We start from the raw sequence: 25,216 nt of genomic DNA, 5'->3' as shown, positions 1-25,216 counted from the left end.
ATCTTCTTAATTTATTTTCGTAACTGTCGGAGACAGGGCTGCCGGCTGAGCCTGTAAATAAGTATGGATTTTATCTGCACTGTCTCTGCCATCTTTAATCGCCCAAACAGCAAGCGAAGCGCCGCGCACAATATCGCCGCCGGCAAAAACCCCTTCGAGGCTGGTTTGATGCGCATGGACTTCAAGACGCTGATCTTTATGCGTTTTGAGGTCTTTTTCCTGCCAAAGTGTCGGTAAATCCTCCGGCTCAAAACCAAGAGCGCAAATCACAAGATCCGCAGGCAGGGAGAAATCTTCCTCCAGTGCGATGAGCTGGCGATGTTTTGACGTTCCAGCGCCTTTTTCGGAAAAGCGCATTTTTTGGAAAATAGCCGCTTTGACAGCCCCGTTCCCATTGCTGACAAAGGATTTAGGCGCTGCCATGAAGCGAAAAATAACGCCTTCCTCTTCGGCATTGGCCACCTCTTGGGCGGAGCCGGGCATATTGTCCCGATCCCGGCGATAAAGGCAGGTCACGGATTTCGCCTTTTGACGAATAGCTGTTCGGGCGCAATCCATCGCCGTATCACCGCCCCCGATAATAAGGACATCTTTCCCCTCTGCCGGATTTTCCCGTGCTTCCTCTGTCTTTTCTTGCGGGGCGTGGGCGGCAATGAGATAGCTTAAGGCAGGCTGAATATTTTGCAGCTCTGCCCCTTCAATGGTGAGCGTGCGGTTTTTATAAACGCCTGTGGCAATGAAAAGCGCCGCATGTTCCTGACGTAAGCTTTTCAGGGGAATTTGCCCTTCAGCGCTGCCAATTTCTGTATTGAAAGAGGTTTTTACGCCTTGTGCCGTTAAGAGATCAAGGCGGCGTTTGACAATGGATTTTTCAAGTTTAAATCCCGGTATGCCATACATGAGAAGACCGCCGCCTTGCGGATGGCGGTCATATAAGGTGACCTGATAGCCATAGGCTCGAAGCTTTTCAGCACAGGCCAATCCTGCGGGGCCGGCGCCCACAATGCCAACGGATTGCGGTTTTTCCGTTGCCGGAAGGCGAGGCTTCACCCAGCCCTTTTCAAAGGCATTTTCCGTGATAAAACGTTCGATAGCGCCGATGGTAACGGCGTTAAAATCTTTTTGGACAACACAGCTCCCCTCACAGAGACGCTCCTGCGGACAGATGCGCCCGCAAATTTCAGGAAAGCTGTTGGTGTGGGAAGCGAGTTGATAAGCTTCCTTTAAGCGGTTGGAGGCCGTTAAAAAGAGCCAGTCCGGAATATCATTGCCCAGAGGACATCCCATCGTGCAAAAAGGCACACCGCATTGCGAGCAGCGAGAGGCCTGAACTTCACCCGTTTTAAGGGAAAATCCCGCATAAATTTCGTTAAAATCCTGCTTGCGTGTTTCCGCAGGGCGCTTTGAGGGCAACTCTCTGGAAATCTCTGTAAAACGTAACATCGAATGGGGCATAAGGGCGGTTACTTTATAATTACTTTTTTAAAAATATGATTTTGTAGCATGGCAAAAAAGGTAAAAAACGGCAAGATGTTAGGCAATAAAGAGGGAGGATTCATCAGCCGGTGCAAATATTTAAACCCCCGGCCGTGCACTTTTGTCAGTCTTGATTTTAAAAGCGCAAGCAGCAGGGGGAAGGTGAAGATTTCAATATTGCTGTTTAACGCCAAGCAGCTCTTTGAGTTTTTCTTCAGGTGGGGTTGTATTGATTTCCCCGGCAATCGCATAGGCGATAATGCAGGCAAGGGCGCAATAGACGAAATTTTCCGTTCCAAAAATCTCTGCACCCATAATCATACAGGTAAAGGGCGTACTGGTGGCTGCCGCAAACATGGCCAGCATGCCTGCCCCGGCTAAGAGTGGCGGCGGTGCCCCTAGAAAGGGGGCCAAACTGCTCCCCAAGGCGGCGCCGATAAAAAACATCGGTGTGACTTTACCGCCCCGAAATCCGGTACTTAAAGCAGCGAGGGTAAAGACAAGCTTCCAAAGCCAAGCCATTCCGTAATAATTATCGGTGAAAAAATTGACGGTAGAGGCATCATTTGGATAATGCGAAACCGTTCCTAATCCGAGATAGACATCTGTACCGCACAGTAAAAAAAGCAAAATGGTGATGACCCCACCGATTGCCGGATGGAGCCAATGCGGCTTACAAATTTTATGGACAAGCTGACGTCCTAAAATGATACCGTGCGTATAGACATAGCCTGCAATGCCAAAGGCGATAGCGGCAAGGGCGACGGATAATAACAGCATCGGATTGGTGGTGTTAAAATGCCATCCTTTGTCCACGAAAAGCGGGAGCGGCCCGATCTCGTCGCCAAGGCTTTTCAGCGAGATCAGACTTTCCGTCACATGGCAGGTCAGTGAAGCGATGATAGAACTATAGGCGCAGGCCAATAAGGTGCCATAGCCTAAACGTGTCCAAAGTCCGGTGGCTTCGAGAACAAAAATGGCCCCGGCAACAGGGGCTCCGAAAATGGCACCAAAACCGCCGGCAATCCCGGAAATGGTTAAAATATGGCGGTGCTTTTCCTCAAGTCTGAAAATATGGCCCAACCCAAGAGAAAGATTGCCAGCCATATGCAGGGCGACCCCTTCACGCCCGACAGAAGCGCCAAAAAGGTTACTGCCCAAAGCCGCAAGGAACGCAATCGGAATGCGGATAAAGGGCGCAATGGCACGGCAGATTTTTCCATATAGGCTGGTTGGTTTTTCCTCTAAATCTAAATGATGCTTTTCGGAATCAAATAGTTGATAGGCGAGCAGACGGTCTACGCCGATATAGGTCAGCGCCATGGCGACACCGGCAAGAGGAAGGGCAAAAATGATCCAGGAATGATCGAAACGGAAATAGGTGATTTTCTCTAGGGTGAGAAAGAAAAAAGCCGTTAAAATACCAATCGTAACGGCAAGGGGGGTGAGAAGAAAAAACCAAAAAAAACCCTGAAAAATTTTTGTCTTAATGGTCGCAAAATCGTGACGGAGAATTTTAGCATGTGATTGATGCGTTGTAGGAATTTTATCGAGGAGCATGAGGCTTGGTCAGTCACAAATTATTTTGAGAAAGCGCCTATTAAAGCCTTATCCTCTTTGCGTCAAAAGAGAGGTTTCTTATTTTTGTTTTTGCCATGTATAAAAACAACAGTTTTGTGCGACACTAACCCCGATGAAAGAAAAAGACGTTTTTATGTTGGGAAAACATCCTTATTTTTCTTTATTTTTAATTTATTTCCTCTTATTGCCGGTGACTTCAAAATCAGAGGAGGTTACGCTTCCGCTTTTACTTGAAACTTCAAGTCCTGAATTTTCTAAACTTATCTCGAAGACGGCAAAATTGAGGCTGATTTACGATCAGGCTGCTTGGGCGGAGGGGCCGGTTCAGCTCAAAGATGGCAGCATTCTTTTTAGCGATATTCCCAATAACCGTCTTTTGCGCTACCAGCCGGGAAAAGGGGTGAGTGTCTTTTTAAAACCGTCTCAATTTCAAAATGGCCATGCGCTGGATAAAAAAGGCCGTATTTTAACGGCCTCTCACGGGCGGCGGGCGATTGAACGTCTAGGGAAAAATGGCACTTGTGAGGTGTTGGTTGATCTTTTCGAAGAGAAAAAACTCAATAGTCCCAATGATCTTGTCGTGGATAAAGAGGGGGAGATTTGGTTCACCGATCCCAGTTTCGGGATTGATTTTCCGCAAGAGGGTTATGGCGGCAATAAAGTCATTGGCGGAGAATATAGCTACCGCTATTCCCCCAAAACAAAAAAGATCGTCCGTCTTGAGACCCCGCTTGTCCATACGCCAAACGGTATCGGCTTTAGTCCTGATGGCAAAATTCTCTATCTTTCCGATTGTGAAAGAGCACATCATGCCCATGATCTGAAATTTCAAAGCGCTCTGATCGCTTATGATATTGCCCCGGATAAATCCCTTAAAAATGGTCGTATTTTAGCACATTTGAAGGAAGGGAATGCCGATGGGCTAAAAATCGACCAAAAAGGGAATATCTGGCTTGCCGCCGGGAAAAAAATTGTCATTTTTACAGCGCAAGGCAAAGAAATCGGTGCGGTTCACTTCCCTGAAACTGTTGGCAATCTGCTTTTAACAAGAAATAAAAAGGGCAAAAATATTCTTTATGTCACAGCTTCAAAATCACTTTATGCTTTAGAATTTGAAATTAACGTGACGTAGCGAGTTTAAAAAACGATGAAATATTTTTTAGAATTGACACAAGGAGAGAAGGCGGAAATTGATTATTGTTTCAAGATTGCCCGTCAAATCCTTGCCGGCGATGGGGCGATCCCCGAAGATTTCTCTTATAGTCAGCAGGGACAGGTCGCTTTTTTTCTAGGGGAGTTTTACAAAAGAGGCCAGTTTACCGAAATCAATGAGCTAAAAGCAGCGGAATTTTATACGAAAGCGGCCGCTTTTAGACATGCGCAAGCGCAAAATCGTCTTGCCGAAGCCTATTATTATGGCGAAGGGCTACCCCAAGATGAAGTTCGTGCCGTTGAATGGTGGTGTAAAGCCTCTTTCCAGCGCTGTCAGGCTGCCGCCATAGCCTTGGATCATCTGGAGGCTCGAACGCAAAGACCGGGAGAGTTGCCAGAAAAAGGCTGGTGGTTGAAAGAAGCTTTTGCCGGTCATCCAGAGGCAAAATTGATTTATGGCCATGCCTGTTTTCATGGCAATTCAGCCTATCAAATTCCTAAAAATGAAGAGATGGCCGTTGCTTGGTGGTTGAAATCTGCAAAAGCCGGCGAGCCAAGGGCCATGTATAAATTAGGCGATGCTTACCTGCGTGGCAGGGGCGTGGAAAAAAGCCTCTTGCACGCCGATGATTGGTATCAGCAGGCGGCTAATCTTGATTATGATTTGGCCAAGGAAAAACAGGACGGCGTAGCGTGGCGGTATGTGGTTAAAAAGCGTGGCGGTGGCGATTAAAAAATTTTCTGAATAGTGAGGTACTTTTCGCACCGTTGATGCCCTCAAGAGGCTGTACTCTTTTCTTAGGGTGAAGGAAGGATTGCGATTTTGGAGGAGTGCATGCGTTCTAACATTCGAAGATTTTTTTTAAATAAATTACGCTGCTAGAGCGTTCGGCGCATGTGGATAAAAGGCATAGATGCTTGTCTTTTTACATTTAAATCTTATAGGGTGATCTTTCCGTTTTCTCATCATTTTGAAATGATAAAAGCCTATGGTTTGCGCTGATTCTAAAAAATTAAATTTTAAAAAATGGCGTTCCCGCCTGATCCTTTCTGCTTTGATTTTATTTGATGGCTTTGGTTTTATTGTCGCAGGGGAGGTGCTGTATTTAGAGGCAGAGAAAACCTTTTTTAGCCATAAAAAATCGGATGAGACACAGACAGAGTCGCAAAAAAGATTAAAGGCTGAAGACGGTTTTTGGGATCAATATCAGGACGTTGACGGCAAGGGTGATTCTGACAGTTGTGACAGATTTCCTGAGATACAGAATGGGGGGACGGTAAAAAAGGCCTTGCCGACCCTGAAAGAATTTGCGCTAAAAGGGGATAAAATTGCCCTCTGTCAGCTTGGTTTGATTTATATGCAAGGGCTGGGCGGTGTTGAAAAAAATAAAAAAGCAGGAATGGCATATTGGCTGAAAGCGGCCGAAGCAGGCGATGCGCAGGCGCAGTTCAGTCTGGGCATGGTCTATGATTATGGCAATCATCTCACCGCCAGAGACCCTAAAAAGGCCTTTTATTGGTATAGCCAATCCGCAGCACAGGGACATTTTAAGGGGGGCTTTAACCTTGCCTGTATTGAGCAAAATAGCGCCTCGCCAAAAGTTCGGGAAAAAGGAAATACGGCTTTAAAGCAATTTTCTGACCAAGGGGAGCCTTGGGCGGGATTCCGTCTTGGAGAATATTATATCGGCAGAGGAGCTGATCTCGAAAGCCCGGCCTCTAAAGAACGTAAAGGGGAGGATTGGCAGCAGGCTGCTTTTTATTATCAAAGGGCTGTGGATGGCGGAAACGAGGCCTCTATGTATATGCTAGGGGCCATGTATGCGTTAGGGCATGGGGTGCCTGTCGATATTTCAAAAAGAAATGATCTTTGGCAGAAAGCCGCAGCCCAAAAAGAAGAGCGGGCGCAGAGAATGCTCGGAAAAAGTTACTTAGAGGGTGATGGTCTGCCCCAAGATAATAAAAAAGGGATAATGTTCTTAAGGCAGGCGGCTGAGAATGGGGATGCAGAAAGCGCTATGTTGCTTGCTAACATGTATCATGAGGGGGTGGTTTTTCCACAAGAAGACGCAAAGGCGCTGGCTTATTGGCAAATTGCGCTTGATAAAGGGGATGAACATGCCCGAAAATTTATTGTGCGCGCCTATCAGGAAGGGACAGGCGTGCCGAAAGACGATCAAAAGGCAGAAGCGCTTTTGACAGAGGGGCTCGAAAAAGGGTCTCCGGATATAGAATATGCTTATGGCAGCTCAATGCTGGAAGCGGCAGAATCTCCAGAGGAAGAGGCCGATGCCGCACAATGGATTAAAAAGGCGGCACAGCAGAATAACTTTTTTGCCGAGCAAAAACTTGCGGATCTTTACGCTCGGGGACAAGGCGTTCCCCAAAATCCTGAGGCGGCGGAAAAATGGCAGCAAAAAGCGGATAAAATCCTGAAAGAAGCGGCAAAGGAAGGTTCTGTCTCGGCTTTGAAGGATTTAGCCTCTGGAAATCTTAAAGAAAATCCTAAAAAGGCGATGAAAGATTATCGTAAAGCGGCAAAACAAGGCGATGCAGAGGCGCAATATATGCTCGGCGTTTTGTATTTTAGAGGGCAAGGCTTGCGGCGTAATCCCCGGATGGCGGCCGTTTGGTGGAAAAAAGCGGCGGATCAGAAAAATCTTCCGGCGTTAAAGGCATTGGGGGGGATCTATCTGTCGGGCGTGTTCACCCCGGATGCGGCGCAGACAGATCCGCAAAAGTCTCGTACCGGTGTGAAGCGTAACCCCAAAACGGCCGCAAAATATTATAAACAGGCCGCAGATCTGGGGGATGCGGAGGCACAAAATGTGCTAGGAGAGCTTTATAGTAGGGGGCAGGGTGTCCGCAAAGATTGGAAAGAGGCCGTTAAATATTGGCAGAAAGCGGCGGCACAGGAGAATGCGGCGGCGCAGTTGAGCCTTAGCATGGCCTATAAAACGGGGAAAGGGGTCAAGGCAGATCTGGAACAGTCGGACTATTGGGCACAAAAAGCGGCTTCTGGGGGAAAAGTTTCCGCCTGAAAGGCCATCCGCCTAAACGGAAAAGCCAGAAAGAAATTTTTCCTTTTTAGGGGGACTTTCGCTATAAGCGTTAAATGAAATTTCCAAAGTCCTTTTTAAAATCCGGTTTTTCTTGCTTCCTCTCCGCTTGTTTGCTGGCAGGATGTGTTGATCCTGTGGAGAATTTAAAACCAACAACTTTTCCAGAGGATTTAAATGCCAAAACCCCCGGTCGGGTTGTGACGATCCTGACCTTAATGCCAGCTAAGGCGCAGGTGGATAATATGTATAATCATAATTTGACGGCAGAAATTGTGGGGGATTGCTTGGGCATTCTTTTGGGTGTGGCAGGGATGGCGGGTTCTTCGCCGGGTATGATTGCAGGCTGGTATATTGGTAAAGCGATCGGCGGCTGGATTGGCGGTGCTATTGAGCCGCCGGAACTTCATCCGCAGGCTATGATTATTGCGTATCAAGACCCCAATGTACCGCACATTCAGCAGGTGATTGAAATTGCTCGCCCTTGCGAGTTTAAAACCGGCATGGCCTATGCGGTGATGTCCGATATTAGGGATAAAGTTCTGCAACAGACCCGGCCGGAAATGCGGATACAGCCTAATAATTTTGCCGCCTGTCGCCAAAAACTCAAAGAGTCCGGAAAAAAATAATAAAGATTTCAGGGATGGCTCAGGCCATTCCGTGCTTTGCCTTTGGCGTATGGCGGGCTTTTTTTTCCTTCATCACTTTTTTATCAGAGCGCTTTAAGAAATATACTGCAATCAGGGTGGCCATGACAGAGGCCAGTCCAATCCCTGCCTGCGCCTGCATTTGCCAGAGCGGATTGTCATAGGCAAGCTGTGTCATCAAAAGAGAAACGGTAAATCCAAGAGCACAGCTCATCACCGCACCGATCAGCCAATGGCGGTATTTCTTTTTCCAAGGGGCTTTTAGACCGGCTTTTTCACAGAGAAAAATGGCGAGAAAAATCCCAATCGGCTTCCCAAGCGCAAAGCCGACTAAGGGGCCTAAAAAAGTGGCTGATTCAAAGAAAACGGGGGAAAAACTCCGCAAATCAATCGCCGTGTTGCAAATCGCAAAGAGGGGTAAAATCAGCCATGCAACAGGATGCGCCAGATTGCGGATCATCGCATGGCCGGGACGGTGCGGTAGCGTTACGCCAAGAATCAATCCAGCCATAGAGGCTGGTGTGCCGGCCTTGCACAGCGTGATCCAAAGGAAAAAAGCGATGGGCAACATAATCTGAAATGCATAAGGCTTATAGCGGAGATTTGTCTTGATAAATTGCCCGATAAGCGCAAGTGCAAGGGATAAAATCCCAGCAAAGGCAAGCCAGAGAAGATGCGGACTATTGCCATAAAAGCAGATCAAAATCGCAACGGCAAAAATATCGTCAAACACCAGCACGGCCCGAACAAAGGTCTTAATGCTGGAGGGTAAATAGGCCGCCAAAGTCAGAAGCGGCATCGTCAGGACAGGCGCACTCGCCGCAGGAATGCCCCACCCCCGAAATCCGGCCTCATTATAGGGGGAGAGGTAAACGACTGAAACCGCCAGTAAAACAGGAATAATGAGCGCCGCAATCGCCGCACTCAAAGGGAAAAGGGCCTTGCGCCAGTCTTTGAGGGGGCCGACCTCAAAATCTGCCCGAAGCTCCACCCCTAAAATCGCAAAAAAGAGCGATAAAAGCCCTTCATTGAGCCAAGATTTCAGCGTTAGCGGAAAGAACGGAAAGGGAATTGTTTGGAGGAGATGTGCAAGAACAGGGCTTAAGGCCGAGGAGGAGAGGAGGATGCCCGTTAGCACTGCAAGGCCGAGAAGCATTTCTTCGGTGATTGCGAGCCATAATTGTTTCAGCGGGTAGAGAAGCAAGGGAAAATTCCTTCAGAACTGTGAAACGGGAGCCTTCCTCTTTAGAAGACGCTGCCCTAAAATTTTAGGTTAATTTTCAGCCTAAGTGATTTTTAAGCATTTTGCCAAGGGTTATTTCTAATTTTTGGCGGAAATTCAGGATTTTCGCCGCTTGGGAAACAGGCAAATGCAGATAATCATTGCGTTCAAAAAAAACTTCCGGCGCATTCGGCATCTGCAGACGGACTTCGCCCCCTTCTTTTTTGAAAAGGAGATGATCCCCTTCGGTGAGACTTTCCTCAAAAATCATTTCATTCGGTAAAAAGAGATGAATAAAATAGAGAAAGTGAGAATTACTTTCCTTTACTTTAATTTTTACTTTAACAAACTCGGATTGCATCTCCTCACAGCAAGAGCATCCTTCCCCCTCTTTTGCATTGAAAAGGGTCGAAATTTCCTTTTCGCCTAACATGATCCGATGCAGGATTTCTAAGGTTTTTTGAGCCGATTGCGGCAGTTCTTTGGAAAAATCTGCCTGAAAATCCTCTAACCCATGCACCCCCTGCACCTCAAGTGAAACAAAATCAAAAGACATATAAATTCCTAAATATTTGAAAATAAAAATTGAAAGGGAAAATAATAAATTTTAATAAAGAAATATATTACAAAAAACGATAATTTCTTTCTAAAAATACCCTGTTGAGGATAAATCTAAAATGACCAATAAACAAGAAAATACCAGCACACTTGATGAGGTGACGGAACGCTTACAAGATTTTCTGAGAAGTAAAAGAGTCTGAAAATATTGTCCTCACCGGCGCATGGGGAACAGGCAAAACCAAAGTTTGGAAAAAAGCGCTTACTGAAGTGAAAAATCCTAAAACAGCGATAGAAAAAGATGGCGCATATTTAGCAAGAGACCGTTATAGCTATGTTTCGGCAGCCGACTGTTCCTCTATTCAAGATTTGAAAGAAAAAATTTTAGCTTCAACTAAACTAGGAAAGACTTCTGATGCTCTAGATCAGGTGAAAGGTCCTTTTAAGCAGTCTGGGGAATTGCTTAAAGCGTTTGGAAGCGATATCGGAGATAGCTTAGAGGGCGCATCGGGAACTTTAGGAACAATACTAGGGCTGGGAGCAACATCTGCTAAATTTTTTACAAAGTTAGCATTGAAAGATGCGACTATCTGTATTGATGATATTGAGCGCGCTAAAAATCTTGATCCGCAGGATATTCTTCATTTAGCGGCAGATTTACGAGATAATGAGAATTGTAAAGTCGTTTTAATTTTAAATGAAAATAATTTTTGTAAATCAGATGGCAGTAATGACACTGAGAAATCGGGCGCTTGGAGAGATTCTTTTGAAAAAGGTTCTGACGCACATTTGGAACTCATATTAGATCCAAAATATGCGGCAAACTTAGCCTTTAGAGATAAAGATGAAAAAGAAATTCAGGATGAAAAAGACCCTCTTGTAAAAGCCTTACGGCCGCAAGTTATAAAATTAGGTATAGAGAATATTCGCATCATTCAACGTATTTGGAGGGATGCAAAGCGTTGGGAGAAGTTTTATTTAGAGAACGAAATAGATGTATACCAAAGTCTTAAAGTGAAAATTATAGAGTTAACAGCTATCGCCGGAAATCTTAAATATTGTCATCCTGAAGAGCTTAATAAAATAGGTGGATTACAATCAAAAAAGCAAAAATTGATAGTAAAAACGTGGGAGAGGATGGATGTCGCCTACAGTTCTTTTAGGTCTCTAGCAGAAATTATTGCTCTAAATGTTTGGAATGGTTTTATTATTCAAGCAGAGGAGGTATCAAAAACGCTTATCTCATTGTCCTTAGAGATGAAAGAAAGAGATGAAAAATTAAAGAATAATAAAGAAATGGGAGAAGCAAACCAAGCTTGTGATGATTTAATCAAGCTTCTTCAAGAAGATATTTTTTCTTCAGAAAGTGAACCAGAAAGTGAATTAGACAATAAAATTAAGCAAAGCGTTCAAAATCTTTTGCCGAAAATGAATAAAATTGAAATGCATATTATTCTTAAAACGGTTTTTGAGCTCGAAAGATTTGGTTTGATAAAAGATGCAAAAGAGATTGCAACAAAATGGGCTGAAGTTCTAAGAGATGATAAAGAAAATCAGCTTATAAAACCACGGCAAAATCATACTTCTATCTCCCAATCTTATTTAGAAGAGCAGAAGACAAAAAGTGAAGTAACACCAATAATTATTCAGGCGTGGATGGATGTTACTGGTCATGAACGTAAAAGTGATGAATCTCTTGAATTTTTAAAGGAAGAGGCAAGAAAATTTATAGAGAGTGGAAACTATCCTTCTACTGAAATACTTAGAGACTTAGGAGAGCAGCAGAATACTTTTTGGAAGGAAATTTTCAAAGAGATTGGTGGAACTGGATGTATATTAAATTTTTGGAATCATAGTTCTTTCGATAGGGAAGAAAATCCATTAGCACCCATTATGCAGAATATCAGGCTTTATTTAGAAGAGCTTTCAACAAAAAGTCCTGTTTATAAAAAGCGTTATGCAGAATATTTATTCACGCCAGAACAGAAAAAATTGAGCGATTTTATTAATTCATTTAGAAATGTGCCTGGCTGCTTTTTAAATGAATATGTAAAAGTAAAAAAGCCTTATGAAGCTTGGAAGTTGTCGGATCTAGAAGCTGTTTTAGAAAAATACAATGGAGCAGAAAAAAAGACTCTGATAGGAAATTATTGGTCGGCTTGTTTTTCGAAAACGGATGGAAGCACATACAATAATATTTTGGAAGCGCTCACCTTAAGAAAAGAAAATCAAGATTGGCAAGATACTCATGATCTTTTAGAAAAATTACGTATTTTTCAACAACTAGGTATTTTACTTCATGAGTATTTAGAGAAATTCAGCATGAATTCCGCCTTAACAGCCTATCCTTGGCAAGAATTGATTGATTTTAAAATTCCAAGTGATGAGGAAGTCAAAAAACAGGTAGAAATTTCTCCTGAAAATACCGATCAATCCTAAAATAAAAAGAAAGATGAGGCCGTTTTGAATAAGCCGTTAGACAACACAGATGAGGCGCAAAATCCGCTGAAAGAACTCATTGAGGGTTTGCGGGATGGGGAGGTGATCCATCTCAGGGATTATCGGAATGTTTATCAAAGCTGGACGATAAAAAAGCTCCGGGAGCTTTTAAAAGCAGAGGCTTTTCAGCCGGATGAAATTCTTAAATTAGCGCAAAATTATTGGCTTTTAGCGTTTGATGGCGGTGCGGCAGGTCATGCGAAAGAAAGCGTGAGGGACATCTTAAAAGCGGATTGGGATATCTATTCTGCTTCTGCGGAAAATTTAGAGCGGCTTCATGTTTTGCAGAAATTGGCACAAATTTTACATCCTATTCTAAAAAAATACTGGGAGCGGAAAAGGATTCTAGATTCTGAATTAGAAGTTATTTTAGAAGATTCAGAACAATATCCTTGGGAAATCCTTATAAAAGCGAAAATTTCTGAATCTAAAGAGACAAAAACAGACAAAGAAAATCCTCATAAGTAATTCTTAAAAATAGAGCTTGAGAGGATGTCCCCCCCAAGCTCTTTTCTAAATTTCTAAATGTCGTTTTAATCTTTTGAGGGGCGAACGGCTACTTTAAGGGATTTGGGTCACAGGCTTTATCCAGCGCCTCTTTGGTCTGTTCAAGGTTAAAATGGGCGGTGACAATTTTCGATAAATCTACCCTGCCATCGGCAACCATGCTTATGGCAGCCGGCCATGTTCTGGCATACCGGAAAACGCCTGTCAGCATGATCTCCCGATCCTGAATAATCGGCAGGGGAAGCGGAACTTCATTCGCCCCCATGCCAACGAGGACAATTGTTCCTGCCGGACGAACGGCTTTAATACCGGCAGTGATTGCCGGCACGGCCCCGGAACATTCGATAAAGGCATCAATGTCTTATAAGCGGGAATTATGTCGGTAAGACGTTTTTTTCAAGAGGCGGCGGAGAGGAAGGAAAAATATAAATCTGTCATTATTTTGCGTCATTTGTCCTCCTTTCGTTTTTGCCCTATCGTTAAAAATCGAATTTAGAAATAAGGTGGGGGCTTTATGTTTTCGTGGCGCCAAAAAGTCGCATTATCAGAGTTTAAGCGCAGTCATGCCTATATGCTTTTTGGGTTGGCCGTGCTTCAAAAATGCGCCATCACATTGGCACAGACCGAAAGCATGATAAACGGCACCGTTCCGCTTTATCTCAAAACAGAAGACGCTGAGATCATGATTAATCTCATGCGGGGTTATCATTTTCTGCTTCAAAAAATTGAGCAAAAAACACTCAGTGCCGATATTGACTGCTTGTGTGAACTTCATGCCTTTGTGGCTGCCGGTGAGGATTTGGAGTGGGGTAATCTTCGGGGGGAGGGGGCGGAAAAAAACTATACGCCGGGAGTGCGTCTTATAAAGGGGCGCTTCATCGGCCCGATTCCAACCGCAGAGCCTGAAAATATCCGGGCTGAAATGCTTATGGCGCTGACCAATTTTCTTAATTCGGAGAAACAAGCGGAGGATGGTGTTCGCCTCTTTTGTGCCCTTTCATTGATTCAGCCTTTTTTCGGTGCGAACAAGCGTACGATTTTCCTTTTCGTGAATGCCGTTCTAGCTGATGAGGGGATCTCGCCGCTTGTGCTGCCTTTGGATAATTTAGCAGGCTTCGCAGAGGCCTTTTCTGAGATTTTTGCCGGTAATCAAACCCCAATGACGGCACTTCTTTTAGAAGAATATAAAAAAGCCTATCTCACCCTCAATGTTGCAAAGGAAAAGCTCGAGTAATTTTGCCCCGTTTTCTGAAAATTTTAGGGTTTAAAAACATCCGTGCGGTTTTCATCTTTGACAGGATTTTCTTGCCAAATTTTGGTAAGCGTTTTTTGAATTTTTTCTGCCCTGTTGCTTTCTGCCAAAGCGGGAATCTCTTTTAAGAGTTTTTTGCTAAATGCTGTATGGGGACGTTCTCGAAAAGCCCTGAGAATGCGGTCTGCCATTCTGTCCGGCATTTCCAAGATTTCTTTGATCGCCTCTCTGCCTTTATAAAGCCTTCGTAAAAAAGCAGTTTCATTATAAAGATATTCTTCGATGGATCTTTTAAGAATGCGGGTTAGAAAGCCAAGATGCGGTTCCATTTTGGGATAACGCCAAGCAGGGCGTGCAATTTTATGTCCTGTAAATTCTAAATCCGATTCAATGCCGTCAGGATATTTTTTGTACTTTGGTGAAAAAGAAATAAAAGGACGTATTTTTTGCATTAAAGGTTTAGAGAGTGTTTCTAAAACCTCATCATAGGATCGGCGCATGAGGCTGTCAGCGTTAATGACCGCAGAAACTGGCAAAATAAAGCCTTTTTCCAAGGCGCGATCCCGACAGAGGATATCTTGAATTAAAAAACGGTGCGCACGTCCGTTGCCATCTGCTAAAGGATGGATATACACAAAACCAAAGGCGGCAATGGCGGCACGCATCACGGTATTTTGTCCTTGCGTACGTTCTAAAAAAACCTCAATGCCTTCCAGCATTTCGGATAAATCCTGACGGGGTGGGGCGATATAATCCACCCTGTCTTCTGGGGCATTATAACCGTCCCGTCCAATAAAAACGGGGGATTGGCGAATGCCAAATTTTTTAAGAACGGTATTTTTGCCAATAATATCTTGATGGAGATTTTGGAGTGTCTCATGGGAGAGAGGTGGTCTGTCATCTGTGCCGGTTTTTTGGGAAAGGACATGGGCAAAGCGCTCTATGCGGCTGACATCTTGCGCTTCATGTTCAATGTCAAAACTCGCACGGCTTTCTTTGATTGTCATCCAGTTTGCCGCACGCATGAGCATCTCTTGCCCGAATTCGGTTTTAATCCCTTCGAGCATTTTGGGAATATCAAGTTTTTCTGCTAATTCCCAAGCTTCGTTTTTGACAAGAGAGGGACAGAAAAAACGATTGCCCGGCATATTGTCCAAGATTTTCCAGCGAGTGTTTTTACTGACCTTATTTAGAGAGGCGCAGAGAATTTTTTTCTCATCTAAGGCATTTTTATAATTGCCAAACACACCAGAATTTGGAAGCTTTAAAACTTCCTCTCCTGTAAAAAATTCATAGAAAAAGGCTGTGCGTCTTGCATAAATGCCAGAAGGCTCTTCATCAATCCAATTTTGAGAAAATTCCTTGCCGATTTTTTCAAAAAAACGACATATAAACTCAAAATGAGGGGTTTCAGACTTCAGGTGAAAACGAAAATGGCCTCTGAAATCGTCTAAATCAGGGGTTTGATGGCGTTGATAAAATTCTTTTCGCAGACCATTATTCTCTTTGGTTTGGCGGGATGCGCCTACAAAACTCTCGCATCTTAAACGCCCAACCATTGGCAGTTCTAAGCATTTGATGAGATATAATGCCCCAATCGGCTGAGAATTTGTCATTATTTAGCGCTTTCCCCCAAAAGAAAGAGTTTAAAAGACATAAAGACATTAAATTTTTCTTATTTTAGAGTGATAATTTTTAAAAGGACATAAAAATGTTTAAAATGTGCACAATGAGCATAAAAACATTAAATTTGACATAAAAATGTTTAAAAATAGCGCTTTGTTCATAAAAACGTTTATTTTTATGCTGAAAAAAGATTTTTCTATTTGTTAAATAATTTTTGCAAAATCATTCAGCCATTTGGAGCCGGCTTCTAAATTGAGATTGGCGCTGGCGTAATTTTCCCAGAGCAATTCTTCCGGCAGCGCCCAATCCCATTTTTCACGCTGTAAATTCTGTGCGTCTTTAAGGAGTTTTTCGAGCGGTATTTTCGGATCTGCCTTGATCTCTTTGATGCGCTCTAAAATTTCTTCGGCGCTTTCCATTTCCTTATCAATCATAATGCCCAGCTCATTATTACGGGCGGAAATCTCATGGGCGTTGAGATAGCACATGATCGCTTCATTCTCATTATCGCCCGCCCATGTCAGAATTTGCAGACGGTCGCCATGATCTATGAGATTTGTGTGGGAAAGGCCAAATTCCCGCCACGCCATACGTGCCTCATGAATAAATTCCTGCGCTTGCGGATCAAGAAAACGCAAAGGGGCGCTACCAGCGCAAATCCGGCGCATCTCTTGGCGGATTTGATGATGGACACGTCCGCCTTCGCCGTGGATTTTGACGGCGGCACGCCGTGTTTCTGTGAGATAGAGGGTTTTTTCCGCCTCAGAGATGCTTTGCACCATCCAGGCTTTTCCGGCAAAGAGGAGGGTGGTTTTAGGCTTTATCACGCCCTTTATAGGCAGCGTGCCGAGCGTCTTTCCATTAGAGACGAGACGGAACTCATCTTGGCTTTTAAAAGAGGCGTAAAATTCAAAATTATTGACAATCCGATCGCCGATTTCCCCATGTAATAAGGTACCGGAATGATCCTGTATGAGCAGGTCAATTTGCCCTAAATGGCTTAGAAAAAGTTTAAATTGCGCCGGGCTGACTTGCCGAAAAGGACTTTCCTCCAAGCCGCAAAGGAGTTTATAGGCGGTTCCCGGCTGGATACCGTTATATTGTGAAATGAGCGATAAAAGCTGCTGTACCAAGGTGGAAAGATGCAAACCTTTTGTTTGCGGCGGTTCGCACCAATTTTTGAGCAGGAGGGAAATGCTGGCCGACATTTGGAGGGAATGCAGGCGGAGGCGATCTTCTAAAGAGGATTTCTCATCTAGGCGTTTTTCAAGAACATAGCCTCTTAAAATCGGATGTTCCCCCCGTCCACGGCCGGAACGTCCCATTCTTTGACGTAAATTTGCGACAGAAGGCGGCGGATTGATCTGGGCAATAGATTTGACGCTATTGATATCAATTCCCAGCTCTAAGGTACTGGTGCAAATACCGATTGCGGGTTGGTCTTTTTGCTTTAATGCCTGCTCGGTTTCCAGACGGAGTTTGGGCGAGAGGCTCCCATGATGTGGCCAGAATTGTTGAGAAATTTTCTTTTGATCGCAAAATCCGTTTAAAAGATGCGTATAATTTTCGACATCTTGGCGGGTATTGGGAAAAATCAAATGATTGCTGCCAAGGAGACGCTTAAATAAATCTTTTGCAATACCATATTCCGCAGAGGCTTTTTCCTTTTTTTCTGCAAGGTCATCCTCGGAAAGCCCAAGCCGTTTTTTCTCTTTTTTAAGTTGCGCTTCGGAAAGATTGAGGCGGGAAAGCTCCTCTAAAATCATCTTTTCATCGTCAGAAAGCGGCTCTTTGGCAAGATAGCCTTTGACGAGGATTTTCATTTTGACATCGCCGCCGCCAATATCGACAATTTCAACGGGGGGGATTTTCTCTGATTTTCCGGCAGAAGGGCGCAAAAATTCTGCGCCAAGCGCCATATTGCCTAAAGTCGCCGAAAGACCGATCCGCCTGATAAAACGTTTCTGATCCATTTCAATGCGATATAAAAGCGATTGCAGTTGTTTCCCTCGCTCGCTCCCGATAAAGGCGTGGAGCTCGTCAATAATGACAAAGAGAGCGCCTTTGAAAATACGCTGAATTTCCGTCCCTCGGCGACAGAGCAACGCCTCAAGGGATTCCGGCGTGATGAGCAGCAATCCTTTTGGATTTTTTAAAAAATGATTTTTCTTGCTGGCCGGCACATCGCCATGCCACGGCGTGACGGGGATTTCCAAACTTTCGCAAAGATGATCGAGACGCTCAAACTGATCGTTAATCAAGGCCTTTAGGGGGCTGAGATAAAGGATGAGCGCATCCTTTTGTTTCTGCGTGTCTCTTGCCTTTAAAAATGCCGTCAGCGTAGGCAGAAAAGCCGCCTCTGTCTTGCCGGCTGCCGTGGGGGCAGCGATGATCGCATCGCCTTCTCCTTGGAGGATGACAGGGATGGCTTGCTCTTGCGCCGGGCGCAACGCATCCCATTGCGCCTGCCATAAAAAACGCTGAATCCGAGAGTCTAAAAGATCAAAAGCGGAGGAGGTCATAGGCGGGTTCTTTTACAGCGTGAAATCGGCAAATTCATCCTCGTCCGCCGTTGGGGTGTTCTCGCCTAAAATATGCGCCTCCTGGTCCGCTTGAATATCTAATCCGCCGACAAGGTCCTGCCATTTCGCATTGGGGTTTTGCTCCAAAACAGCGAGAAGATTAATAAAGGCCGTAATGGTCGTGCGAGGGGTTCTAAAGAAACTATTCCCGATCCGTTCATTGCAATGCTGCATAAAGGCTTTGATCGCTTCATCAGGAATGAGATATTTACTTTCATCACCGCTGGCATGGACATTGCGAATGTTTGAAAGCAGGAGGTAAAAATCCTCCGGTGTCAAACTGGAAAGACGCACAACGGGCCCTGAAAAATCCACCAGCCCATCGGTGGCAAAATTATTTTGCGCTAAACGGCTTTGCAAAGCTTCATAACTGTAAAGACCACGCCTTGGGTCAAGAAGAAATTCAGGCGTACCGCCAAGGATAAAGCCAAGCCCAACCGCTGTTCCCTGCAAAGAATCATTGAGAATACGCAAGAGCTGTTCATAGTTGGAGCGCCGGGCTTGCGCATTGGAAAGCTTAAAGAGATTGACCATTTCATCCAGTGAAATAAGCAGACCGTTATAGCCTGCTAAACGAACGAAGAGCGCCATCAATTTTAATTGATCGTAAAAAGAGCCGTCCTCGACAATGGCACGAACGCTAAGCGCTTTTTTCGCATCGGTTTTGGTGGAAAACTCTCCTCTGAGCCAACGCAGCGCATCGTTTTTCAGCGTTTGGTTATCCTCTTCAAAGCCACGGCAATAGGCTGAGATCACTTCGGCAAAATCATAACCATTCACCAATTCACTCAATTGTTCGAGCTTGCCCTGGAGGATGGTTTCGACTGCTTTGCCCTCTGCTTTGGCTTCATTGCGGCAGGTAGCAATAAATTTCTCAACAATTCCAGCCATCGCATTGCCATCAGGACGTGCCCTGGTGGAGAGATTGCGCATCAGCTCCGCAAAAAGCGAACGGGCTTGCCCCCCTGTCGCATGCAGACGGCGGTCAGGGTTTAAATCGGCACTGGCGACGACGAGCTTATGCTCGAGCGCAATGGTGCGCACTAAATTGAGAAAAAAGGTTTTTCCGGCTCCATATTCCCCCACAATCAGGCGAAAGGCAGACCCGCCATCGCTGAGACGTTCAATATCTTTGATGAGGGTTTCGACTTCGAGTTTACGTCCCACTTGGATAAGATGCTGGCCAATACGGGGAACAACCCCCGCCCTCAACGATTGTAGAAGGGCATCTTTGTCACGGGGGCGGATTTTGATTTTTTTCTCAGGGGAGGGGGAAAGAGACATAGGGTAATTGGCAACTTCTTTGTAGGAAAAAAACGAAAGTCAGAAAATAAAAAACAGGCTATAGAGTTTAGGGCTAAAAATCATGCACTGCAAGCAACGCAACCCGATGAAAAAGCTTTCTTCTTGTTTTTTTCCTTTATCCTGTCATAGTTAAAAAAACGTCTATAAAATGAAAACGAGCCAAATTTTTTTAAAATCTTTGAAGCATTCGGTGCATTTAAGGGATCTCTATGTATAAATTTTTGAATAAAAAAGTTGCAGCCGCCTGCTTGGCTTTAGGGCTTTCTGCATCTTACATGACATCATTGGCCTCTGCTGAAGTCTTCTCTGATCCGCAGATTCTTTCCGATAAACAGCAATGGAAAATTGCGGGCCTTCTCAATTCACCCAAAGCCGTTTCTTGGCTCAATAATGGCCGTAATGAGAATAATGGTGTTCCTTCCGAAGTCAGTGCCGTTGAAATTATCTCTTTTAATTTTAATAAAAACGCCAGAGAAGAGATTAAATCCTTAGCACCCGTTCCCTTTGACAAAATCGGCGTGATTTCCGCCTATGCGGAACTGACCCTTGCCAATGGCGAAAAAGAAGGCGGTATCTTGCTCGTAGATAATCCCGGCGAAAAAGATAAGGTCAAAGCCTTCTGGATTTCAGCCCAAAAAATTTCAGATTTTCTTAAAACGGCGGAAAGCCTCAAAACAGGCGGCCAGCCAGTTCCGGCCTATCGCCATGTCGATTTTGCAGATCCTGAAGTCCAAAACTGCACCGCCCAATCCTTTCTCGTCCGTCCTGTCGGCGTAGAGGATTATCCTTACCAGCGCTGGGTGCGTTGCACCAATCCGGATGAGCAAAAAGAAATCCTTTCCCCAAGAATTTTAATCCCGGCACGCTACTAAGCCAGAACAGATTTTGACACGAAAAAGGCGGGGGAAAACTCGCCTTTTTAGGGAAAATTTTAGAAGATTGAAAAATTTTACTTATTATTTATGGATTTTGTTATTTCTTTAAGATATTAGGGTTGACATAAATTTAAGAAAGAGACACCAAAGATAGTGTTTACTTATTGTTAGAAAAGAGAAGCTTCATCTGTTAGAAAAGAGAAGCTTCATCTGTTAGAAAAGAGAAGCTTCATCTGTTAGAAAAGAGAAGCTTCATCTGTTAGAAAAGAGAAGCTTCATCTGTTAGAAAAGAGAAGCTTCATCTGTGACGAATATTCAAAAAAAAATTACAGCTATTTTACAAGAAAGACGCAATGAGCTGCCGGAAATTGAGCGGCAACTTAACAGGTTGGAAAAATTAAAGGGCAATCTTGCAGATCTGAAACAGGCCGTTACAGTATTTCGCCAGCATGAGGGGGCGGATAATCAAGCACTAGATAATTTTAGCACCCTTCCATTTGACACAGTCAATGGTAACATTTCTCAGGCTATTACCAGTCTTGAGCATCTTAAAGCACGTTTTAGTCGTCCTACTTTAAATGTCGGTGTGAGTGGTCGAGCGCGTGTGGGAAAGAGCACCCTGTTGCAATCTATTTCTGGTTTAAATGATGACCAGATTCCGACGGGCAGTGGTTTGCCCGTGACCGCCGTACGTAGCCGGATTTTCCATTCTGATCATTTACGTCGTGCCATTTTGCATTTGCATACTTATGAGAGTTTTCGTCAAGATGTGCTGCAACCTTATCATGATGCGCTAGGTCTGCCAGAAGCCCCTCAAACTTTGGAGCTTTTTGCGCAGTATCAATATCCAGAATCTGTTTCTGAACGAGAAGCAAGTGCCACGATTATTTTAAAAAAAATTAAAGATATGCAGTCATCTTTACCTTCTTATCGTAGCGCTTTAGTAGGTGGAGAAACAGAGGTTAGCCTTGATGGTTTGCGTCATTATGTTGCCTACCCGACTTCAGAGGCCGAAGAAGAGGGGTACCTTCATGGTCAGGTTGTACCTCGTCCTTATTTGGCGGTTAAGGATGTGCGGATTGAATGCCCTTTCCCTTATGCACAGGTTTCTCAGTTAGGGATTATTGATTTACCGGGACTTGGTGAACTCAATGCCAATGCCGAGGAACATCATCTTGAAGGTCTGTGCAATGATGTGGATTTGGTGATGTTGGTAAAACGCCCCCTAGAGGGGATGGCCTACTGGGGCAAGGAAGACGGTAATGCAACTGATCTGCTGGACAAGGCACGGGGTTTCGTAGAAAGTCGACGTGATTTTGTTTATTTGGTGATGAATATTGGCGGAGCTGATAAGGCAAGCATCATGGCATTACGGGGGGATATCTTGCGAAATGTCAATAATGGTGAGGCTGGTAAGAATTTTCAGCTGCTGGAGGCAAATGCTGCGGATGAAAAAAACGTTTATGAGCATGTTCTTGAACCTGTACTTACCCATCTAGCTGAACGTTTGCCGGTCATGGATCGTCAAATTCGTAAAAAGACGCTTGCCCAGTCAGCAGGTATTGTTTTGCAGGTAAATGAGATTCTTTCGGGAATTGAGGCAAGCTTTACAAAAGGCAAAGCGTCCAACTTGGGTTCTGGTGAGCGAGAGACATTGGATGATGAAATAAAAAAGCTCCTAAGTAGGTTAGCTCTTAAATTACATTTGGAGTTAAAAATTCTAAAGGAACAGGTGTCTCAGGATTCAGGAAAGGAAGCGGAGGCTTTTGAAGAAGCTGTAGATCATGCTTATGAAAATATCTGTCATTGGATTGATAACGGATTGGGAGACGGGGCCGAAAAATGGTCTAAGAAAGCCTTTGAAAATCTGATCGTGGAGAGCGGCTCTGGTGGATTTGTTAATCGTGAGTTTAATAATATTCGGGTTGAAGTTAGTAATGCTTTCTCAGGTATTGATGACTATTTTAATAAAACACTTGAGGAGGTCTGGAAACGTCTAGGCGATGGCATTTTAAAGCCTTCTTTCGGTATCTTGTTGGAGGGAAAAACAGGGCGTGGGGTTCTTGAGAAATTGGCCACATTAGCGGAGGAGGCAGAGGAGCCATGCCCGCAAATTTCTCGTGCGATAAAAGATTTACTTTCATTGCGGCTTGATTACCGGACACAGCTTCATCATAAGGTTCGTTATACGCTTGATATTCTACAAAATGAGAGTGTGAATCCTAAAACAGGTGATGTGGAACCTGAATTTGCCGTAGAAAAAACATCTTCTGGCGTAGAAAAATTGTTGCGCAAGATGACAGAGAAAGCACATTCTGCAGTATATCAGATGCGTAAAGCTCTGATGGAAGAGTATAAAGTGCCAGAAAGGGTGATATATGCAGCCGTCGAGCAGTTTGATGATGCATTAATTCGTTCTGCTGTTTCTGAGAGAGAGTTGAAACGGCTGGCGTATTCCTATCGTGATGAGATCTGGCCAGGTATTTTTGCCGGCGTCAAGGCAGCAACAGCAAGAACTGCCGCTGTTAAAAATGCGATGAAGGCTGTTCGCCAAACCTTAGCGTAAGTCCCCCCTGAAATTTGTAGGTGTGATCCAAAATGTATTGGAAAGGATCATATTTCCCGAGATCCGAGGAATGATAAATGAGTGATACAAATTTAGAATTTAAAATTGCAATGTTGGCACCCAGCCGAATTGGGAAAACCTCTTTGGTGACAGCCCTGCTTCAAGATACCAAAAAACTTTTGGAGGATACACCGCTAAGTCTAGAGCCTAAGAATGCAAAAACCCGGGTGCGGATCAATCAGCATATGAACCAATTACGCGGTTCATTACGTGAAGGGGAATTTGATACCGGGGCGATGAGCGGTACTGAAGCACCGTATTATTTTAATCTATCGCTTGGCAGTGCTATTGATGAAGCGCATAAATTAGATCTGACTTTGTTAGATTTTCCCGGTGGGTGGGTATCCCGTGGTGTATTGTTGAGTGGAGAAACGCAGGAGCAGATACAAAGTGCAGAATTTATAAAGGATGCTTCTGTTCTCTTGTTGGTCGTTGATGCCAGTTTGGTGATGGAGGCAGGCAGAGCAAAAGAAAAGAGCGCTATCGATAGTATCCTTGATCTGTATGCGACTGGTGAAATTCTTGAAGCATGGAGTAAGGCCAAGAAAAAACGGCCGGATCATCCCTCGTTGGTATTAATTTGTCCTGTGAAATGCGAGAGCTATTTTGATGATAATGGTGGAACTCGCGATAAGAGAGAGGAGCTTTTTAACCGGACTCTAAATCTTTATAAGGATGTCATCGAAACCGTTTATAAAGAGGGGCCTGAAAATACAGAGATTTTATATATGCCGGTTGATACGATTGGCTGTGTAGAGTTTTTATCGGCACGATGGGACGTTAATGCAAAGCCACCAGTCTTTAGCCCTTCATTTCGGGTGTGTCGTTCCGGTAGGCAGTCCGTTTTTGGGGCAAGGGATATTTTATTAGCCGTTGCGAAGCAATTTTTTCACTACCACGAGAAAGTGCAATATGAGAAGGCAACGGCTTCGATTACAAAAGCTGAAGAAGCCCAGAAGCAAGCTCAAAATAAAAATATTTTTGAATCAATTTTCAGTTTGTTTGGTCGTGTAACAGAGAACGAAAAAAAGGCAGCGCGAGCAGCACAGACGGCAGATGAGGCGATTAAATCCTCCAATAATGTTGTGGAATTGCTAAATGCTTTATGTCAGAAAGACTATGGCCCACGGGTTAAGATTATTCGTCCAACTGGGATCAGCGGGTGAAGATTTGGCTTCGAACACGTGGGGTAACGCATGATTATGCGTTCCTCGGCGAGGTACCGCAGCAGGAATGGTGGGCAGAGGGAGTCTATAAAAATTTCACATCGTTTGAGCAGCCAACTTTGATTTTGGAATTATTTCCTTCGGGGAAATGGGAGTGTTTTATCAGTGCCATTCCTTCCGAGCGGTGTGATCGGCTTAAGACACAGATACGCTATTCGCTGGTTCTATCTGGTGATGGCACGGATCAAGAGATTTTGTTTAAGCTTCTTGGAGAGGTTTTGCAGGTTTTTAGAAAGCATCCGCCGGAAATAGGATCACTCACGAAATTTCTGGATGAGGCTGTGGGGGAACAGGCGGATAAATGGTTGGAAAAGAAGCCGGAGACTCAAAATCAAGTAGAGCAATGTTTGATTGGCTTAAAGAAAAAATTTTCTCAGTTAACGCCTTTTCCTTTGGAGGAGAAAATACGGAGTATTTTTGAAAAGAACTCTGATTCTAAAAGAATCGTTGCATTGTTGAATTTTATTGCTTCGTCAGAGGATCCCTTGGCGGAAGAGTTAAAGAATGCTTTATGGGGGTTAGAGCAATGTTTGATTGGCTTAAAGAAAAAATTTTCTCAGTTAGTGCCTTTTCCTTTGGAGGAGAAAATACGGAGTATTTTTGAAAAGAACTCTGATTCCGAAAGACTACTCGTCGCATTATTTAATTTTATTGCTTCGTTAGAGGATTCCTTGGCGGAAGACTTAAAGATTGCTTTACGGCGGTCTGTGCGAGATCAGTCTCATTGTTGTGTGCTATTGCCCAGTCCCCTCGCAGGAGGAGATATTACCCTTCCATTTTTTCTGGATTTCTCCAATCTAGAGAATTCTTTTAATAGAGAGATAGAGAAGAGGAAAATGGCTGTCTTAGAAAGCCAAAAGATGGAACCGGAAAACGCTTCTTCCTCTTTACGCTCGTCTATTTTCGAGATTTTTTCCTTCAAAACAAAAAAATGAAAAACAGAAAGGTTTCCGAGAATTTGATGCAGACCAAAGACGTCAAAAACTAAAAAGGAGCGGGGAAGATTTTTCTCTTTCTTCCATG

Annotated in this window: 19 protein-coding genes; 11 read left to right on the top strand and 8 right to left on the bottom strand. The window is 44.2% G+C overall.

Annotated features, from left to right (window positions below; translation table 11 throughout):
* Positions 1-6: 6 nt before the first annotated feature.
* Both FAI41_03955 and FAI41_03950 read right to left on the bottom strand, forming a co-directional pair.
* Positions 7-1,455 carry an NAD(P)-dependent oxidoreductase gene (locus tag FAI41_03955; protein ID QCE32807.1) on the bottom strand — a complete coding sequence of 483 codons (1,449 nt, stop codon included), beginning with the start codon at positions 1,453-1,455 and terminating at the stop codon, positions 7-9.
* 192 nt (positions 1,456-1,647) lie between these two features.
* Positions 1,648-3,036 carry a voltage-gated chloride channel protein gene (locus FAI41_03950; GenBank protein ID QCE32806.1) on the bottom strand — a complete coding sequence of 463 codons (1,389 nt, stop codon included), beginning with the start codon at positions 3,034-3,036 and terminating at the stop codon, positions 1,648-1,650.
* A gap of 154 nt (positions 3,037-3,190) precedes the next feature.
* On the opposite strand from FAI41_03950, the gene FAI41_03945 reads away from it, so the two are divergent.
* From FAI41_03945 to FAI41_03930, 4 genes are all read left to right on the top strand, one after another.
* Entirely contained in the window at positions 3,191-4,189 is a 999-nt protein-coding gene (locus FAI41_03945) for an SMP-30/gluconolactonase/LRE family protein (protein QCE32805.1), read from the top strand.
* A 15-nt stretch (positions 4,190-4,204) separates the two neighbouring features.
* Positions 4,205-4,942: a sel1 repeat family protein gene (locus FAI41_03940; protein QCE32804.1), complete on the top strand. Its 738-nt coding sequence runs from the start codon at positions 4,205-4,207 to the stop codon at positions 4,940-4,942.
* A 256-nt stretch (positions 4,943-5,198) separates the two neighbouring features.
* Positions 5,199-7,250: a sel1 repeat family protein gene (locus FAI41_03935; protein QCE32803.1), complete on the top strand. Its 2,052-nt coding sequence runs from the start codon at positions 5,199-5,201 to the stop codon at positions 7,248-7,250.
* 74 nt (positions 7,251-7,324) lie between these two features.
* Positions 7,325-7,897: a hypothetical protein gene (locus FAI41_03930; protein ID QCE32802.1), complete on the top strand. Its 573-nt coding sequence runs from the start codon at positions 7,325-7,327 to the stop codon at positions 7,895-7,897.
* 19 nt (positions 7,898-7,916) lie between these two features.
* On the opposite strand, the gene FAI41_03925 is transcribed toward FAI41_03930, so the two are convergent.
* Positions 7,917-9,119, bottom strand: a complete 1,203-nt coding sequence (locus FAI41_03925; GenBank protein QCE32801.1) for a Na+/H+ antiporter NhaA — start codon at positions 9,117-9,119, stop codon at positions 7,917-7,919.
* Positions 9,120-9,195: 76 nt separating this feature from the next.
* Positions 9,196-9,693 carry a hypothetical protein gene (locus tag FAI41_03920; GenBank protein QCE32800.1) on the bottom strand — a complete coding sequence of 166 codons (498 nt, stop codon included), beginning with the start codon at positions 9,691-9,693 and terminating at the stop codon, positions 9,196-9,198.
* Between the two features lie 272 nt (positions 9,694-9,965).
* Here FAI41_03920 and FAI41_03915 point away from each other — a divergent pair, with 272 nt between their 5' ends.
* Complete coding sequence (locus FAI41_03915) at positions 9,966-12,134, top strand: hypothetical protein (GenBank protein ID QCE32799.1); 2,169 nt, start codon at positions 9,966-9,968, stop codon at positions 12,132-12,134.
* A 24-nt stretch (positions 12,135-12,158) separates the two neighbouring features.
* Positions 12,159-12,662 (top strand): hypothetical protein, encoded by a 504-nt coding sequence (locus FAI41_03910; protein QCE32798.1) that lies wholly within the window; start codon positions 12,159-12,161, stop codon positions 12,660-12,662.
* Positions 12,663-12,750: 88 nt separating this feature from the next.
* Here the strand turns inward: FAI41_03910 and FAI41_03905 are convergent, their stop codons facing one another.
* Positions 12,751-13,059 carry a hypothetical protein gene (locus FAI41_03905; GenBank protein ID QCE32797.1) on the bottom strand — a complete coding sequence of 103 codons (309 nt, stop codon included), beginning with the start codon at positions 13,057-13,059 and terminating at the stop codon, positions 12,751-12,753.
* 156 nt (positions 13,060-13,215) lie between these two features.
* Here FAI41_03905 and FAI41_03900 point away from each other — a divergent pair, with 156 nt between their 5' ends.
* Positions 13,216-13,935 carry a hypothetical protein gene (locus FAI41_03900; protein ID QCE32796.1) on the top strand — a complete coding sequence of 240 codons (720 nt, stop codon included), beginning with the start codon at positions 13,216-13,218 and terminating at the stop codon, positions 13,933-13,935.
* 23 nt (positions 13,936-13,958) lie between these two features.
* On the opposite strand, the gene FAI41_03895 is transcribed toward FAI41_03900, so the two are convergent.
* From FAI41_03895 to FAI41_03885, 3 genes are all read right to left on the bottom strand, one after another.
* Entirely contained in the window at positions 13,959-15,569 is a 1,611-nt protein-coding gene (locus FAI41_03895; GenBank protein ID QCE32795.1) for a cell filamentation protein Fic, read from the bottom strand.
* A gap of 213 nt (positions 15,570-15,782) precedes the next feature.
* On the bottom strand, positions 15,783-18,101 hold the full coding sequence (locus tag FAI41_03890) for a DEAD/DEAH box helicase (GenBank protein ID QCE32794.1): 2,319 nt from the start codon (positions 18,099-18,101) through the stop codon (positions 15,783-15,785).
* Between the two features lie 12 nt (positions 18,102-18,113).
* Positions 18,114-19,445, bottom strand: a complete 1,332-nt coding sequence (locus tag FAI41_03885; GenBank protein ID QCE32793.1) for an ATP-binding protein — start codon at positions 19,443-19,445, stop codon at positions 18,114-18,116.
* Positions 19,446-19,675: 230 nt separating this feature from the next.
* Here FAI41_03885 and FAI41_03880 point away from each other — a divergent pair, with 230 nt between their 5' ends.
* The 4 genes from FAI41_03880 to FAI41_03865 all read left to right on the top strand — a co-directional run bounded on the left by FAI41_03880 (position 19,676) and on the right by FAI41_03865 (position 25,128).
* On the top strand, positions 19,676-20,338 hold the full coding sequence (locus tag FAI41_03880; GenBank protein ID QCE32792.1) for a hypothetical protein: 663 nt from the start codon (positions 19,676-19,678) through the stop codon (positions 20,336-20,338).
* A gap of 307 nt (positions 20,339-20,645) precedes the next feature.
* Positions 20,646-22,907 (top strand): hypothetical protein, encoded by a 2,262-nt coding sequence (locus FAI41_03875; protein QCE32791.1) that lies wholly within the window; start codon positions 20,646-20,648, stop codon positions 22,905-22,907.
* A gap of 77 nt (positions 22,908-22,984) precedes the next feature.
* Positions 22,985-24,133: a hypothetical protein gene (locus tag FAI41_03870; GenBank protein QCE32790.1), complete on the top strand. Its 1,149-nt coding sequence runs from the start codon at positions 22,985-22,987 to the stop codon at positions 24,131-24,133.
* On the top strand, positions 24,130-25,128 hold the full coding sequence (locus tag FAI41_03865) for a hypothetical protein (protein ID QCE32789.1): 999 nt from the start codon (positions 24,130-24,132) through the stop codon (positions 25,126-25,128). The genes FAI41_03870 and FAI41_03865 overlap by 4 nt, the downstream gene beginning before the upstream one ends.
* Positions 25,129-25,216 lie beyond the last annotated feature (88 nt).

It is taken from the genome of Acetobacteraceae bacterium (assembly GCA_004843165.1).
Classification (GTDB): domain Bacteria; phylum Pseudomonadota; class Alphaproteobacteria; order Acetobacterales; family Acetobacteraceae.
The sequence above is the reverse complement of the archived record's forward strand: the minus strand, read 5'-3'. Positions and strand labels throughout refer to the sequence as shown.